Origin of the sequence: Paracoccus pantotrophus, assembly GCF_008824185.1 — a bacterium.
GTDB lineage: Bacteria > Pseudomonadota > Alphaproteobacteria > Rhodobacterales > Rhodobacteraceae > Paracoccus > Paracoccus pantotrophus.
Map to the genome: position 1 here is coordinate 38,307 of NZ_CP044426.1, position 13,559 is coordinate 51,865.

General features: G+C 67.9%; 16 protein-coding genes and 1 pseudogene. 5 read left to right on the top strand and 12 right to left on the bottom strand.

What is annotated here, in order from left to right:
- Window positions 1–262: 262 nt before the first annotated feature.
- From ESD82_RS10625 to ESD82_RS10675, 11 genes and pseudogenes are all read right to left on the bottom strand, one after another.
- A complete protein-coding gene (locus ESD82_RS10625) occupies window positions 263–550 on the bottom strand; it encodes an I78 family peptidase inhibitor (RefSeq protein ID WP_147427397.1) in 288 nt (95 codons plus the stop codon).
- Between the two features lie 2 nt (window positions 551–552).
- Window positions 553–891, bottom strand: coding sequence for a hypothetical protein (locus ESD82_RS10630; RefSeq protein ID WP_024842717.1), 339 nt, complete (start codon window positions 889–891; stop codon window positions 553–555).
- A gap of 119 nt (window positions 892–1,010) precedes the next feature.
- Complete coding sequence (locus ESD82_RS10635) at window positions 1,011–1,655, bottom strand: TetR/AcrR family transcriptional regulator (protein ID WP_147427396.1); 645 nt, start codon at window positions 1,653–1,655, stop codon at window positions 1,011–1,013.
- 548 nt (window positions 1,656–2,203) lie between these two features.
- Complete coding sequence (locus tag ESD82_RS10640; RefSeq protein WP_024842716.1) at window positions 2,204–2,590, bottom strand: hypothetical protein; 387 nt, start codon at window positions 2,588–2,590, stop codon at window positions 2,204–2,206.
- Window positions 2,587–3,693: a flagellar type III secretion system protein FlhB gene (gene flhB, locus ESD82_RS10645; protein WP_147427395.1), complete on the bottom strand. Its 1,107-nt coding sequence runs from the start codon at window positions 3,691–3,693 to the stop codon at window positions 2,587–2,589. The genes ESD82_RS10640 and flhB overlap by 4 nt, the downstream gene beginning before the upstream one ends.
- Window positions 3,690–4,448: a flagellar biosynthetic protein FliR gene (locus ESD82_RS10650; RefSeq protein ID WP_147427394.1), complete on the bottom strand. Its 759-nt coding sequence runs from the start codon at window positions 4,446–4,448 to the stop codon at window positions 3,690–3,692. The genes flhB and ESD82_RS10650 overlap by 4 nt, the downstream gene beginning before the upstream one ends.
- Window positions 4,445–6,529: pseudogene (locus ESD82_RS10655) on the bottom strand (flagellar biosynthesis protein FlhA). Before ESD82_RS10655 ends, ESD82_RS10650 begins: the two are co-directional and overlap by 4 nt.
- Window positions 6,526–6,789, bottom strand: a complete 264-nt coding sequence (locus tag ESD82_RS10660; RefSeq protein ID WP_244314605.1) for a hypothetical protein — start codon at window positions 6,787–6,789, stop codon at window positions 6,526–6,528. Before ESD82_RS10660 ends, ESD82_RS10655 begins: the two are co-directional and overlap by 4 nt.
- A gap of 5 nt (window positions 6,790–6,794) precedes the next feature.
- Window positions 6,795–7,661: a flagellar motor stator protein MotA gene (gene motA, locus ESD82_RS10665; protein ID WP_024842711.1), complete on the bottom strand. Its 867-nt coding sequence runs from the start codon at window positions 7,659–7,661 to the stop codon at window positions 6,795–6,797.
- 8 nt (window positions 7,662–7,669) lie between these two features.
- Window positions 7,670–8,212, bottom strand: coding sequence for a MotE family protein (locus tag ESD82_RS10670; RefSeq protein ID WP_024842710.1), 543 nt, complete (start codon window positions 8,210–8,212; stop codon window positions 7,670–7,672).
- On the bottom strand, window positions 8,205–8,483 hold the full coding sequence (locus ESD82_RS10675) for a hypothetical protein (protein WP_244314566.1): 279 nt from the start codon (window positions 8,481–8,483) through the stop codon (window positions 8,205–8,207). Before ESD82_RS10675 ends, ESD82_RS10670 begins: the two co-directional genes overlap by 8 nt.
- Window positions 8,484–8,585: 102 nt before the next feature.
- Between ESD82_RS10675 and ESD82_RS10680 the strand changes: the two genes are divergently transcribed.
- The gene (locus ESD82_RS10680) at window positions 8,586–9,542 is read left to right on the top strand and encodes an IS5 family transposase (RefSeq protein ID WP_147427392.1); all 957 of its coding nucleotides are present in this window, start codon (window positions 8,586–8,588) and stop codon (window positions 9,540–9,542) included.
- 182 nt (window positions 9,543–9,724) lie between these two features.
- On the opposite strand, the gene ESD82_RS10685 is transcribed toward ESD82_RS10680, so the two are convergent.
- Window positions 9,725–10,207, bottom strand: coding sequence for a flagellar basal body-associated FliL family protein (locus ESD82_RS10685; RefSeq protein ID WP_024842708.1), 483 nt, complete (start codon window positions 10,205–10,207; stop codon window positions 9,725–9,727).
- A 114-nt stretch (window positions 10,208–10,321) separates the two neighbouring features.
- Between ESD82_RS10685 and fliF the strand changes: the two genes are divergently transcribed.
- From fliF to fliP, 4 genes are read left to right on the top strand one after another with little or no spacing between them, the layout of a single operon-like run.
- On the top strand, window positions 10,322–11,890 hold the full coding sequence (gene fliF / locus ESD82_RS10690; protein ID WP_147427391.1) for a flagellar basal-body MS-ring/collar protein FliF: 1,569 nt from the start codon (window positions 10,322–10,324) through the stop codon (window positions 11,888–11,890).
- Window positions 11,887–12,447 (top strand): hypothetical protein, encoded by a 561-nt coding sequence (locus tag ESD82_RS10695; RefSeq protein ID WP_024842706.1) that lies wholly within the window; start codon window positions 11,887–11,889, stop codon window positions 12,445–12,447. Before fliF ends, ESD82_RS10695 begins: the two co-directional genes overlap by 4 nt.
- 2 nt (window positions 12,448–12,449) lie before the next feature.
- Entirely contained in the window at window positions 12,450–12,707 is a 258-nt protein-coding gene (locus tag ESD82_RS10700; RefSeq protein WP_024842705.1) for a FliM/FliN family flagellar motor switch protein, read from the top strand.
- Entirely contained in the window at window positions 12,704–13,462 is a 759-nt protein-coding gene (fliP, locus tag ESD82_RS10705; protein ID WP_024842704.1) for a flagellar type III secretion system pore protein FliP, read from the top strand. Before ESD82_RS10700 ends, fliP begins: the two co-directional genes overlap by 4 nt.
- Window positions 13,463–13,559: the final 97 nt, after the last annotated feature.

The window sequence follows — 13,559 nt, forward strand, 5'->3', positions numbered from 1 at the left end:
GCGATCCTGGGCATGGCGCGGGGCAAGGCACGGCCCTTGCCGGATCGGCCGCGCATTCGGAATGGGTCAAGCCCGGCGCGGCACGACCGGACTGGCCGGTCCCATATCCTGACGTATGTCGCCGAAGGCGCGGCCCGGCAGAGCCGGCGGCCGGGGCATACGGCGTGCGCCCCACCCAAGGGGGCCCAGGGCCTGCGGCGGCGTCATGCCGCAAGCTCGCCGCATGGGGACGCGGCGGGCTCGCCCGCCGCCGCCATGCGTGTCAATAACAGCCGATCTTGGCGATCCGGCCGTTCTCGCCGATCTCGAAGTTCATCCGGTCGGCGCGGTAGTCCATCGTCACCGCATCGCGCGGGCCGATGATGCGGGTGCCGGCGGGCAGGATCATCCTGTCCAGCACCGCGCGCGGCTGGCCGACCAGGCCGCGGAACGGCGCGGCGTTGCAGCTGTCAGCCTCTGGCCCCGGCGGCTGCGCCGGGGGCGGGGCCGCGACACAGGCAGCCAGCGCGCAAAGCGGCGCCAGCAGCAGGAAGCGGCCGATCCCCCGCATCGTCAGCCGCAATCGATGTTGTAGATATTGCCGGCCGCATCCAGCCGGAAGACGATGCGCAGCGGGTCGTATTCCTGCGGCTCGATGCCGCGATATTCGACGACGCGATAGTCGCGGGTCACGCCCAGGGTCGGGATGATGCTGCCGGGCTGGCCCAGGGCCGAGACATAGTTCTTGGCATGGCAGGCGTCGGGTTCGCGCGATTCCAGCCCGCTGACACCGGCCACCGGCACGGGCGGCAGCGGCGCGACGGCCGGAACCGGCTCGGGCGCCGGCGCATAGGCCGGGGCGCAGGCGGCCAGGGGGGCAAGGGCAAGAAGCGCGATCAGGGCTCGGGTCATCGGCAATCATCCAGTAAGGGAATTCCTGGCGCGGCAGCATAAGGGCGCGGCGTGAGAATGAGAAGCGGCGCCTTGACGAATAGGGCGCGGCGTTGCCGCGAAACCGCGTGAGCCGCGGCCTATTCGGCCGCTTCGGCCAGCGCGTTCCGGCCATTGCCATAGCAGGCCAGGAACATGGCCACCGCACTGCGGTTCACCTTGCGCAAAAGCTCCTTGTCCACCGATTGCGGTCCCAGGAACAGGGCGCGGTCGTGGATCGTGACCCCGGCCAGTTCGATCAGCTGGTCGGCGGCCAGTTCCAGGTCGGGAATGCGCAATTCGCCACGCTGGACGCAACGCTCCAGGTAGGCGATCAGCTGCTGGCGCAGAAGCGCCGGCCCCGATTCGTAATATTCCTGCGCGAGCGAGGGGAAACGCTCGGCCTCGCCCACGCTGACGCGGAAGATGCGCAGCCCGAATTCCGAGATCATATGCGCCGAGATGATCTGCACGATGAAGGGCAGGACCTGCTCGACCGGCAGTTCGACCTCGATCAGGGCGCTGGCATCGGCTGCCTCGCGGGCAAGCTCGTTGCAGAAAACTTCCATGAACATCACGCGCTTGTCGGGAAAATAGCTGTAAAGCGTCGCCTTGGACACAGCTGCCTCGCGGGCGATGTCATCGACACTCGCCCCTTCGAATCCATCGCGCAGGAAAATGGTCCGGGCGCCTTCCAGCACCTGCAAGAATTTGCGACCACGCGTTACCGGAAGAGCCTTAGGCATCCGCAAGAACCCCCTGATTACTCCTTAACTTGCCCTGCGTGTTCCGCAGAACGGAACTCAGACACCGTAACGCCGACGCAAATCGAGCCTTCCCGTTCATAAGGGCAAACCGGATTCGTTGCAAAGGTTCTGCGCGGTGAAGCGCAATATGTCTAAAAGTGTGGCCTGATTGGCCCAGCATTCCCCTTGGATCAATAACGAATCGCCTTTGCCGGGGGCCTTGTGACGCGGGCGGCAAAAACCTGAAGAAGCGGCGCATTCTTTTCCGGCCCGCATCGCTGTGCGCCGGCAGGATGGGAAGGCCGCGGCGGCGAGAAAAATTCTCAGGTGCCGTGCCCGCTTGGCGTGATTCGCCTGCGCGGGGCTCCGGTACCGGCCAGGGTCGCCGCCGCGGCCCGGCCGGCCGTCGGGCAAGGCGGGACGCTTGACCGGCCGGGACCGGGCCGACCTGGGCGCGCTTGCCTCCGGCCGTGGCGGCCTGCCGGCCAGGGCGGGTCTCTGCCCTCCGCCTTGCCGGGCAAGCGGCGTTTTGTCGCAGGCCCGTGCCGTCATCCGCTGCCCCGCCGCGCCCTGTCGCGCCGCGCCCGCGCGACCAGGTCCTTTCGCAGCGCCTGCACCGCCTCGCCGCGGCCGAATTCGCGCGCCGCCGCCTGCCGGGCCTGTTCATAGCCGGGCAGGATCCGGGCAAGCTCTTCCTCGGCGGCCAGCAGCGCCCGGCTGCGTTCCCGCGCCAGCAGGTTGGTCAGCCGCGCCTCGGCCACGGAAAACGGCTGGTCGGTGCGATAGATCGCCTGAAGCTCGGCCTCCAGCCGGTCGATCTGGTGGCGGATCGCCTCGACATGGGCGCGAAAGGCGGCCAGGCGGCGCATCTCCATATCCGCCTTGAGCCGGGCGATCCGCTCAAGCCCGGCCAGCGCATCGCGGCCCTGTCTCATCCTTCCTCCCGGCGGCGGGGGGCGCTGCCCCAGCCCTCGCGCGCCTTCTTGCGCATGGCCTCGGCAAAGCGGATCGCGGCGGCGACCGGGGCGAAATGCTCGGGCCTGATCTCGCACCCGATCTCGACCGTGGCATGCAATGCGCGGGCGCAAGGCGGGTCCGACCAGACCGGCACCTGGTGTTCCTGCGCGCGCTCGCGGATGCGGCGGGCGACCTCGTCCACGCCTTTCGCCAGGCAGACCGGCGCCCGGCCGCTGCCGCGCTTCCATTCCAGCGCCACGGCGAAATGCGTCGGGTTGACGATGATCACATCGGCCTTTTCGACATCGGCCAGCATGGTGCTGAGCACGATGTCCATGCCCTTCTGCCGGCGCGCGGCCTTCAGGTGCGGGTCGCCCTCATTCTCCTTGTGCTCGTCCTGCATTTCCTGGCGGGACATGCGGTGCCGCCTGAGATATTCCAGGCGCTTCCAGATCAGGTCGATGACGGCGAAAACCGCGCCGATCCCCAGCGCCAAGAGCACCGCCCGGCGCAGGATCAGGCCCAGCCCCTCGATCCATTGTAGATCCTGCATGCCGCCCGAGGCCATCAGCCAGGACAGGAGCGAGGCGTAAAGGAACCAGCCGCCCACCCCGACCAGCAGCGCCTTGCCCAGCGATATGGCAAAACCCACCAGCCCGCTCTTGCCGAATTTCTGGCCGGCATTCCTGACCGGGTTGATGCGTTTGAAATCCGGCAGCAGCTTCTTGGGCGTCAGTACGACCGAGCCCTGGGCCACCATGCCCAGCAGGATCGGCAAGGCCATGATCGCGACCCCGGCCAGGGTCGCCAGCCCGGCCTGTCCCGCCAGCGCGCGGGCCAGGTCGGTGACGGCGCGGCCCGCGCCCTCGGGCCAGGGCTCGGCGCCAAGCGCGCGCGCGGCCATGCCGATCCAGGCCGGCGCGGCCCAGGCGGTGGCGAACAGCGCCGCGAACCAGAAGCCCAGATACATCAGCGCCGATTGCAGCTCGGCCGAGCGCGGGACATCGCCCTCCTGCTGTGCCTTGCGCAGCTTGCTTTCCGAGGCGTCGAACTGCTTGTCGTCGTTGCTTTCCCGGCTCATCGCAGCAGCGTTCCCATCTTGCCAAGGACCGCGTCGGCCCAGATCGGCAGGATCGAGGGCGCCAGCACGACCAGCGCCAGCAGGGCCAGCAGAATCGCGCCGGGGGCGACGATGAAGACGACCGGCAGCGTGGGCATGACCTTGCTGATCATGCCCGACAGCACCTGGAACAGGAATCCGCCCAGGATGAACGGGGCCGCCAACAGCATGGCCAGGACGAACCCCTGCCGGACCAGCGCGACGGCGCTGGACAGCACCTCGGAGACCTGCGGCCAGTCGCCCAGAGGCCGCAGCACCAGGCTTTCGCGCAAGAGATCGAAGGCGAGGATCGGAAAGCCCAGGGCCATCAGCAGGGCGAGGCCCGCCAGGTGCAGCAGGTTGCCGATCGGATGCGGGGAATATTCGTTGGCGGCGCCGATCAGCTGCGACAGCGATGCGGTCGCGGCCATGGCCGTCGCCGCGATGTCCAGCGCAACCGCGAAGAGCCGCACCAGCCCGCCCAGAACCAGCCCGGTCAGGATCTCGGCCCCGGCCAGGGCGGCCAGGTGCAGCAGGCTGCCGATGTCCCCCAGGGGCCGCGCGCTCTCCGCCAGCAGGGGCGTGACCGCCATGGCCAGCGCGGTGCGCACCCGCACCGGCAGGGCGCGCTCCGAGAAGACCGGCAGCATCGCGAAACAGGCCTGCACCCGGCAATAGGTCAGCATCAGCGCGGCCAGCATGGCCGCCAGGCGCGGATCGGCCAGGAATTGCGTCATGGCGCCACCGTCCCCCGCAGCCGGATCTGCGCGGCGGGGTCGATCTCGTCCAGCCCCAGCACCGGTGTCGCGATCCCGGCCGAGGTCAGCATCATCCGCACCAGGCGCCGGCGATGGTCGGGCACGGCAAGCACCACCTCCAGGCCGGGCGGCAGCTCGGCCAGGGTGGCCTGCACGGCTTCGGCCAGGCGTTTCTGGATCTGCGGGACGGCATTGGTCCCGGCCCTGGCGCCTTCGGCCTCGTTGCGGGCGATCTCGGCCTCCCATTGCGGATGCAGTTGCAGCAACCCCAGATAACCGTCCTGATCCAGGAACTGTTCGGTGATCTGGCCGCGCAGCCGCTTGCGGACCTGTTCATAGACGGCCTCGGGCGAGGCGGCGTTGCGCGATTCGTGAACCGCGTCGGTGATGAGAACCAGGTTGCGGACCGAGATGCGTTCCTCCAGCAGACCGCGCAGCACGGCCAGCAGCATCTCGGGCGACACCTTGTCGGGCACCATGCTGTCGAAGAAGCGCTGGTTGACCTGGGCGCGATGCTCGTCCGACACGCCGCACAGCTCGCGGATCATGCGTTGCATCGAGGACAGGGTCAGAAGCGCGGGCAGGTTGGTCTTGACCACCTCCATCAGATGCGTGGACAGCACCTCCATCGGGGTGACGACCGTGGCGCCTGCGATCGCCGCCTCGTCCTGCCATTCCGGCGCGATCCAGCGCGCGGCGCTGCCGTAGACCGGTTCGCGCACGCTTTCGCCCGCAAGCCCCTCGAGCGTGGATTCCGCGCCCAGCGCCAACACGCCCTGCGGCCGCAGGACGCCCTTGCCGCGCACCACCCCGTGCAGGCGGATGACATATTCGCCGTCCTGGAAGCCGGTGCCGTCGGTGATGCGGACATCGGGCAGGATCAGCCCGTAGGCGCGGGCGACATGCAGCCGCAGGTTGGTGATGCGCTGGCCCAGCCCGCGCGCCGGGTCCAGCGCGCTGACGATCAGGCCCGCGCCGATCTCGACGCAGATCTCGTCGGTGTCCAGCACGTCGCCGATGCGGGTCGGCGCGGGCGCTGCGCTCCGGGGCTTGTCCGGCGCTACCCTGGGGGCCGGCCGGTCCTGGCGGGTGCGGATGAACTAGGCCGTCGTGCCCAGCACCGCCGCCAGGCCGAAGAACACCGGCGTCGGCATGCCGGGGACCAGGCCGATGACCAGCATCCCCGCCGCGCTGATGAAGGGAACCTGCCAGTTGCTGAGGAATTGCTGCGACAGCAGGTCTGCCGTCGTCTCGGTGGCGCCGCCGCGCGACAGCAGCAGAGCCGCGGCCATCGAGGTGATCAGCGCCGGAACCTGGCTGACCAGCCCGTCGCCGATGGTCAGCTTGGAATAGGTGCTCATCGCCTCGCCCAGGGGCATGCCGTGCAAAAGCACGCCCGCGGCCAGGCCGACGAACAGGTTGATCAGCGTGATGACCAGGCCGGCGATGGCATCGCCCTTGACGAATTTCGACGCGCCGTCGAGCGAGCCGAAGAAGCTGATCTCGCGCTGTTCGCGGGCGCGGCGGCGCTTGGCCTCGTCATGGTCGATGGCGCCCGAGTTCAGGTCGCCGTCGATGGCCAGCTGCTTGCCGGGCAGCGAATCCAGCGCGAAGCGGGCCGAGACCTCGGCCATGCGCCCCGACCCCTTGGTGATGACCATGAAGTTCACCACCGTGATCACAGCAAAGACCGTCAGCCCCACCAGGAGCGAGCCGCCGGCGACGAATTCGGCAAAGGCCTGGATTACGTGGCCGGCGGCGGCGGTGCCGCTTTGTCCGTCGGTCAGGATCAGCCGGGTCGACGAGATGTTGAGCGACAGCCGGATCAGCAGCGAGACCAGCAGCAGGACCGGGAAGGCTTGGAAATCGGTGGGCTTCTCCACCAGCGAGGCCATGACCAGGATCAGCGTCGCGCTGGCGATGGAGAGCGCGATTCCCAGGTCCAGCAGCCGCGCCGGCATGGGGATGACCATGGACAGCACGATCAGCAGCAAGACCCCGGTGATGATCAGCGGCCGGGCGGCCCAGCCCGTGCCTGCGCCTGTCTCGGCAATGCTCATTCCTGGGCTCCCTGGGGTCTGGCGGGCTCAAGCAGGCGCTCGATGCTCCAGGCCGGTCCGGCCAGCATGCCCGACCGCCTGAGAAAGATCAGGACCTCAATCCGGTCCGCGGGCGAAAGCCGCATCAGCCGGTCGCCCATGTCCGCCGGCAGCTGCTCGCCGTAAAGCAGCCGGTCGGTCGCCTCGCGGATCAGGCCGTCGCGGGTCGGTAGCCCGGCCGGGACGGGCTCGGCGGCGAATGCCGCGGCCAGGATCAGCATTGCGATCACGATGCCCTCTTCAGTTCGCGCAGCGCGTTCTCGACATCGCCGAACGAGGGGCGGACATGTTCGGGCGCGGATTGCCGGCCCACCTCGACGCAAAGATTGGTCGCATGCTGGTGCAGGCCGGCGATCAGCACCGATTTGATCACGTCGTAGAAGGCCTGGTCCTGCTTGGTCACCGCCCCGAGCCGCTGGGCGAAGGGCGCGACGAGCGCATAGGCCAGGAACACGCCCAGGAACGTGCCGACCAGGGCCCCGCCGATCATCTTGCCCAGCACCTCGGGCGGCTGGTCGATCGAGCTCATGGTCTTGATCACGCCCAGGACGGCGGCGACGATCCCTAGCGCCGGCAGCGCGTCGGCCATGTTCTGCAAGGCGTGGGGCGCGTGCATGGATTCCTCGTTCATCAGGCCGATGCGTTGCGACAGCATCTCCTCGACCTGATAGGGGTCGTCGTAGTTCAGGCTGGCGGATCGCAGCGTGTCGGCGATCAGCGTCACCACATGCTCGTCGGCCAGGATCCGCGGATAGGCCTGGAAGATCGGCGAGGCGCCGGGGCTCTCGATATGCTCCTCCAGCTCGACAGGGCTGGCGCGGGCGATCCGCAGCAGCTGGAACAGCAGGCACAACACGTCCTGCACGTCGGATTCATGCCAGCGCGGCCCCTTGAGCGAGCGGCCGATGCCGCCCAGCGCCTGCTTGATCACCGCCGTCTCGTTCGACAGCAGGAACGAGCCGATCGCCGCCCCGCCGATCATCATCATCTCGAAGGGCAGCGAATGCAGGATGACCCCCAGCTTTCCGCCGGCCAGGAGATAGCCGCCGAAGACCATCGCGAAGGTCACGACAATGCCGATCATGCCGAACATCTGTTCACCTACTTCCCGGCGGCCCGCAGGGCGCCCATGTATGAGGTCAGGACCGCGGCATGGCCCGGCTCGACCGAGGCCATGATGCGGGCACCGGTTTCCGGCTGGACGCGGGCCAGGATCTGCGCGGCGAAATCCGGCGGCAGGTTCGACAGGACCATGGCCGCCTGTTCCGGCTTCATCTGGTCGTAGACCGCGATCAGCCGCGCGATGTCCTCGGTCTGCGCCTGGCTTTGGCCGCGGCTGTTCTGGGCGATCTGCTGCCTAATCTTGCGCAGCTCGACCAGCCGCTCGGTCAGCCGCTTTTCGGCCGCGCCGATCTCGGCCTTGCGCCGCTCGATGTCCTGCATGTAGCGGTCGATGCGCAGGGCGCGCTCGCGCAGCGTCTCGGCCAGGGCCACCGCCTCGGGGACATCGGAGCAGCCGGCCATCAGCTCGGACGGCACGGCATGGGCCGACAGCCGCGACAGCCCATCCATCAGCATCGCCGCCTGGCCGGCCGCGGCCAGGATCATCACGCCGCCCAGGATCGACAGGACCGGCCTACGCATCCACCACCGCCCCTTCGCGCCGGCGGCGGCGTTGCAGCCGGTTTGACCGCTGCGGGCCGGGCTCGGCGAATTTCTGTTGCAGCATCCAGAAGGCGCGCTCCTGTTTGGCGCGTTCGATCTCCTCGGCCAGGGCCTGGGTCGCTGCGGTGGCCTCGGCCTTGGCCAGCAGGATGGATTTCTCCAGCCGGCCGATCTCGCTGGTCATGACGGCGATGGCGCCGCCCAGGCCGGTCTCCAGGTCGTTCAGCTTGCGCAGCCGGCGGGCCAGCATGAAGCAGAATGCCGACAGCCCGATGGTAAAGGAAGGTCTGAAAAACCTCGCGCCTCGCGCGCCTTGAGGTAGACTGGGCGGGACACCAGAGGATGCGCCCCGATGCCCAAGCAGCCTGCCTTTCCCGGCCTCCGCCAATCGATGAAGAAGAAGCAGACGCGGCGGGAGAAGTTCCTCGCCGAGATGGAGGCTGTGGTGCCGTGGAGCCGCCTCCTTTCACTGATCGAGCCGCACTACCCCAAGGCTGGGCCGAAGGGCGGGCGACCCCCGATGCCGCTGGAGACGATGCTGCGGGTCTACTTCCTGCAGCAGTGGTACGCCCTGAGCGATCCGCTGGCCGAGGAGATACTGTATGACAGCGACGCCATGCGGCAGTTCGCGGGCATCGAGCTTGGCGACGATCGGATCCCCGACGAGACCACGATCCTGAACTTCCGCCACCTGCTGGAGAAGCACCGACTGACCGAGCAGCTGTTCGCCGAGGTGAACAGCCATTTGGCCGATCAGGGGATCACGCTGCGCTCCGGGACACTGGTGGACGCAACCATCATCGACGCGCCCTCGTCGACCAAGAACGAGGCAAAGGCCCGCGACCCCGAGATGTCATCCACGAAGAAGGGCAATACCTGGTACTTCGGCATGAAGGCGCATGTGGGCGTCGATGCTGACAGCGGCATCGTGCACAGCCTCGAGACGACGACGGCGAAGGTCCATGACAGCCAGGTCTGGGACGCGCTCCTGCACGGCGGGGAGACATCAGTCTGGGCGGACAGGGGCTATGTCAGCGCGGCGCGGGAGGCCGCGTTCTCCGGGCCGGGCAAGTTCTGGGGCGTCATGCGCAAGGCGCCAAGGGGCGGTGCGCTGCATCCCGTCGACGCGGACATCAACCGGGTCATCGCCAGGGTGCGCGCTCGGGTCGAGCATCCCTTCCGGGTAATCAAGCAGCAGTTCGGGTATCTCAAGACCCGCTACCGCGGGCTTGCAAAGAACCGTGCTCAGCTCTTCACCCTGTTCGCCCTCGGCAACCTGTTCCTCGTCCGACGAAGGCTGCTGGCATGAGGTGGAGTCTGCCCACAGGTGCCGATCCCGGCCCTTCGAACGGGCCGATACCCGGAAATCGTCGGCATACCCGGTCGACGTGCCCTCGTCAGACCGCCTCTGCCCGAAAATCCGCGAAGCCGAAGCGGTAGTTCAGACGATCCTAAAGGTGATCAGAACGACTTGTAAAAGCTGGGCAATCGTCATTGGATCCTGAACTCCGTGATGAGGACATCGGTGAACGCCTCCTTGCCCAGGACGAAGACGGCGCGCGTCGCCAGCTCGTCCCGGACGATGTCCAATATTCCGCGTTTCTCGAAAGCGGCTGGGTCGATGTCGGTGAGAAAGCCGTTGAAGCTGTCCAGCAGGCGCGGGATCAGGTGCTCGACCTCGGCGCGGCGGTTCTGGTCGGTCTCGATCTTGACCGTCATCACCAGCGTCCGCCCCCGTGGCCCGGCCAGCGTCAGCACGATCTGGGGAATATCGACGAAGGCCACGGCCGGCGCGGTCATGGTCTGCACCTTTTCCGGCTTCGGCCCCAGAAGCGACAGGGGCGACCAGAATCCCAGCCAGGTCGAGGCAAAGCCCGCCCCGCCCAGGACCAGGGCCAACCCCAGCGGCAGCAGGATGCGCCCGATCCCCCCGCCGGGTTTTTCTTCCGCGTTGATGTCGGCGACATCGGTCATGGTGATTCTCCGTCCGTCCGGGGACTGGATAACACCCGCGGGCTAACCAATTCTTAATCGCCCCCGTGCCATGAAGGTCGCGACAAGGATAACGGCGATTCGAAGGGGACGGTTTTGCTGAAGCTGCAGGACTACTGGCGCGAAAGAAGCGCAAGACAAAGGGCCGTGCTGGCGGCTGCCTTCCTGTTCACCTTTGCCGCCATTGCCGGGCTTTCCTGGCTGGCCAGCCGGCCCGGCATGGCGCTGCTGTATTCGGGGCTGGATTCGCAGCAATCCGGCGCGGTCATGGCCGCGGTCGAGAAATCCGGCATCCCCTACCAGATCCGGGGCGATTCGATCTGGGTCGCGGAAAGCCGGCGCGACGAATTGCGCATGATGCTGGCCGGCGAGGGGCTGCCCTCGGCCGGCGGCAAGGGCTATGAAATCCTGGACGGCATGTCGGGTTTCGGCACCACCTCGCAGATGTTCGACGCTGCCTATTGGCGCGCCAAGGAGGGCGAGCTGGCGCGCACCATCCTGGCCCTGCCGAACGTCAAGGCGGCGCGCGTGCACCTGGCCGTGCCGCAGGGCCGCGGCTATCGGCGCGAGGCCGAGGCGACCGCCTCGGTCACGCTGACGACCGACGGCACGCCGATCAACCGCAGCCAGGCCAAGGCGCTGAAGTTCCTGGTCTCCTCGGGCGTGCCGGGCATGTCGGCGGACCGTGTGGCGGTGATCGACAGCGAACGCGGCGTCATTTCCTCGGGCGAGGATTTCGCCGGCGAGGACCGCGAGGCCGAGATGAAGCGCAATGTCGAGCGCATCCTGGCCGCGCATGTCGGCCATGGCAATGCCATCGTCGAACTGCACCTGGACGTGGTCAACGAATCCGAGTTCCTGACCGAGCAACGCTTCGACCCGCAGGAGCGTGCGCTGATCTCGCAGGAAAGCGAGGAAAGCGCCGATGAAAGCAGCAATGCGCAGCAGAGCGCGGTTACGGCCGCGTCGAACCTGCCCGAAGGCCAGGAGAATGCCGGCGACCAAGGCCGCTCCTCGCGGTCGGAAACCCGCCAGCGTTCGAATTTCGAGGTCAGCAAGGTCACGCGCGAGGTGACACGCCAGCCCGGCGCCACCCGCCGCCTGACCGTCGCCGTGCTGGTAAACGGCACCGCCCGGACCGAGGCCAATGGCGAAACCATGCTGGTGCCGCGAGAAGAGGCCGAGCTTCAGGCGATCCGCGAACTCGTCGCCTCGGCCGTGGGCTTCGACGAGGCGCGGGGCGATGCGATCACGGTGAAATCGCTGGCCTTCGCCTCGCTTTCCGAGGCGGGCACCCTGGCCAGAACCGGCGGCCTGCTGTCCAGGCTGGACCTGAACGGGCTGATCCGCATCGCGCTGGTCGGCCTTTTCGCGCTGGCGCTGGCGGCCTTCCTGCTGCGTCCGCTGCTGCGCTCGAGGCCCGCGGGCCATCCGGCGCAGGCCATGCTGGACCATTCCGAACCTCCGGCGGCGCTTGCGGTTGCCAGGGCCGAGGGCAGCCCTCCTCCGTCCCAGGCCAATGTCGTGCCCGAGATCGACTTTACGCCCATGGGGGCAGAGGACGGCGATCCGGTCACCCGGCTCAAGGATCTGATGAAATCGCGCAAGGACGAAAGCCTGCAGATCCTGTCGGGCTGGATCGAGAAACGTGAGGATGCGCTATGAGCCCCGCCGCGCTTCGGCTTGATTCCTTTTCCTTGGGCGCCGCGGGTGCCGGTGGGCTGGCACCCGCGGCCGAGCGCGAGGAAGCCTTTCAATGCGGTTATGAAAAGGGCTTGGCCGAGGGACGCGAGGCCAGCTTGGATGCGCTGACCCAGGCGCTGGCCGACCTGCGCTGCGACATGCGGATCGGCCAGGAAAAAGAGGTCGCGTTGCGCGCCGAGCTTCGCAAGGCGCTGGCGCCGGTGCTGCATGCATTGGTGGATGTGCTTGGCCCGCGCTCGCAAAGGGAGCGGCTGCGGCTGGCCCTGGCCGATGAGGTGGCGCGGATCGTCGAACACGCGCCGGACCGCGCGCTGGTGGTCCGTTGCCCGCAAGACCTGCAACCCGACCTTGCCGACTGCCTGGGCCGCGGGCAGTTTCCCCAGGTGCGGATCGAGAACCTGCCGCCGGGGCGGGAGATGGTCGAGCTGGTCGCGGGCCAGGGCACGATCCTCTTCGATCCTGCGGCGGCTTGCGCGGAACTGAAGGCCATCATCGACGACATCAAGACCGGGGACTGATCATGGACGATCTTGCCAGCCTTATTGCCACCGACCAGATCCAGGTGGAAATCGCCATCCGGCTGGGCGGCACGCAACTGACCGTCGCCGAGCTGTCGCGCCTGCGGCCGGACGACGTGCTGACCCTGGACCAGGACATGTCGGACGGCGTCGAGATCTGCGTCGGCGACAAGGTCATCGCGCGGGGCGAACTCGTCTCGGGCGATGAGACCGACAACCGGCTTTGTGTCCGCATCCTCGGCCCGGCAGGCGCATCGTGATCAGGCTGGTGCCTGTCCTTGCCCCGGTCCTTGCGGCCCTGCTGCTGCTGCTGCCGCAGGCCGCGGCGGCGCAGGATCTGCCGCTGATCGACCGGGCGGGCCTCGACGGGGCGGGCCTCGAAGCCGTCGCCGGCGGCATCGGCCGGCATGCGATCACGCTGCTGGCGGTGATGACGGCGCTGTCTCTGGCGCCGGGCATCGCCATTATGGTGACCTGCTTTCCCTTCATCGTGACGGTGCTCTCGATCCTGCGCCAGTCGCTGGGCTTGCAGCAATCGCCGCCGAACATGCTGATCGTCAGCCTGGCCATGTTCCTGACCTGGTTCGTGATGAGCCCGGTGCTGACCGAGGCCTGGCAGGTCGCGGGCGCACCGCTGCGCGACGGCGCGATCACCGTCGAGCAGGCGTTCCAGCGCGGCATCGTCCCCTTCCGCGGCTTCATGGAGCATCGCACCGACCCCGAGATGCTGGCCACCCTGGCCGAGATTGCCCCCGACCCACAGGCATCGCCCGACCGGCTGTCGGTGCTGATCCCCGCCTTCATGCTCAGCGAGATCCAGCGCGCCTTCGAGATCGGCTTCCTGGTGGCGCTGCCCTTTCTCATCATCGACCTCGTGGTCTCGGCTGTGCTGATGTCGATGGGCATGATGATGGTGCCGCCGGTGGTGGTGGCCTTGCCCTTCAAACTGGCCTTCTTTGTCGTGGTGGACGGCTGGGGCATGATTGCGGCCGCGCTGGTGCGAAGCTATCAATAACAAACCGTTCACCGCGCGTTCCGCGCCAGCTGGGGCCGGCGCATTCGCAAGGTCATGTCGTTCCGATATTCCAGGAGCTGCGAACTTGAACATCCGA

Excerpts from the sequence above, each read along its gene's own strand:
- ESD82_RS10625 (WP_147427397.1), bottom strand. The coding sequence starts at position 550 with ATGCGGGGGATCGGCCGCTTCCTGCTGCTGGCGCCGCTTTGCGCGCTG.
- ESD82_RS10630 (WP_024842717.1), bottom strand. The coding sequence starts at position 891 with ATGACCCGAGCCCTGATCGCGCTTCTTGCCCTTGCCCCCCTGGCCGCC.
- ESD82_RS10635 (WP_147427396.1), bottom strand. The coding sequence starts at position 1,655 with ATGCCTAAGGCTCTTCCGGTAACGCGTGGTCGCAAATTCTTGCAGGTG.
- ESD82_RS10640 (WP_024842716.1), bottom strand. The coding sequence starts at position 2,590 with ATGAGACAGGGCCGCGATGCGCTGGCCGGGCTTGAGCGGATCGCCCGG.
- flhB (WP_147427395.1), bottom strand. The coding sequence starts at position 3,693 with ATGAGCCGGGAAAGCAACGACGACAAGCAGTTCGACGCCTCGGAAAGC.
- ESD82_RS10650 (WP_147427394.1), bottom strand. The coding sequence starts at position 4,448 with ATGACGCAATTCCTGGCCGATCCGCGCCTGGCGGCCATGCTGGCCGCG.
- ESD82_RS10660 (WP_244314605.1), bottom strand. The coding sequence starts at position 6,789 with ATGCTGATCCTGGCCGCGGCATTCGCCGCCGAGCCCGTCCCGGCCGGG.
- motA (WP_024842711.1), bottom strand. The coding sequence starts at position 7,661 with ATGTTCGGCATGATCGGCATTGTCGTGACCTTCGCGATGGTCTTCGGC.
- ESD82_RS10670 (WP_024842710.1), bottom strand. The coding sequence starts at position 8,212 with ATGCGTAGGCCGGTCCTGTCGATCCTGGGCGGCGTGATGATCCTGGCC.
- ESD82_RS10675 (WP_244314566.1), bottom strand. The coding sequence starts at position 8,483 with ATGCTGGCCCGCCGGCTGCGCAAGCTGAACGACCTGGAGACCGGCCTG.
- ESD82_RS10680 (WP_147427392.1), top strand. The coding sequence starts at position 8,586 with ATGCCCAAGCAGCCTGCCTTTCCCGGCCTCCGCCAATCGATGAAGAAG.
- ESD82_RS10685 (WP_024842708.1), bottom strand. The coding sequence starts at position 10,207 with ATGACCGATGTCGCCGACATCAACGCGGAAGAAAAACCCGGCGGGGGG.
- ESD82_RS10695 (WP_024842706.1), top strand. The coding sequence starts at position 11,887 with ATGAGCCCCGCCGCGCTTCGGCTTGATTCCTTTTCCTTGGGCGCCGCG.
- ESD82_RS10700 (WP_024842705.1), top strand. The coding sequence starts at position 12,450 with ATGGACGATCTTGCCAGCCTTATTGCCACCGACCAGATCCAGGTGGAA.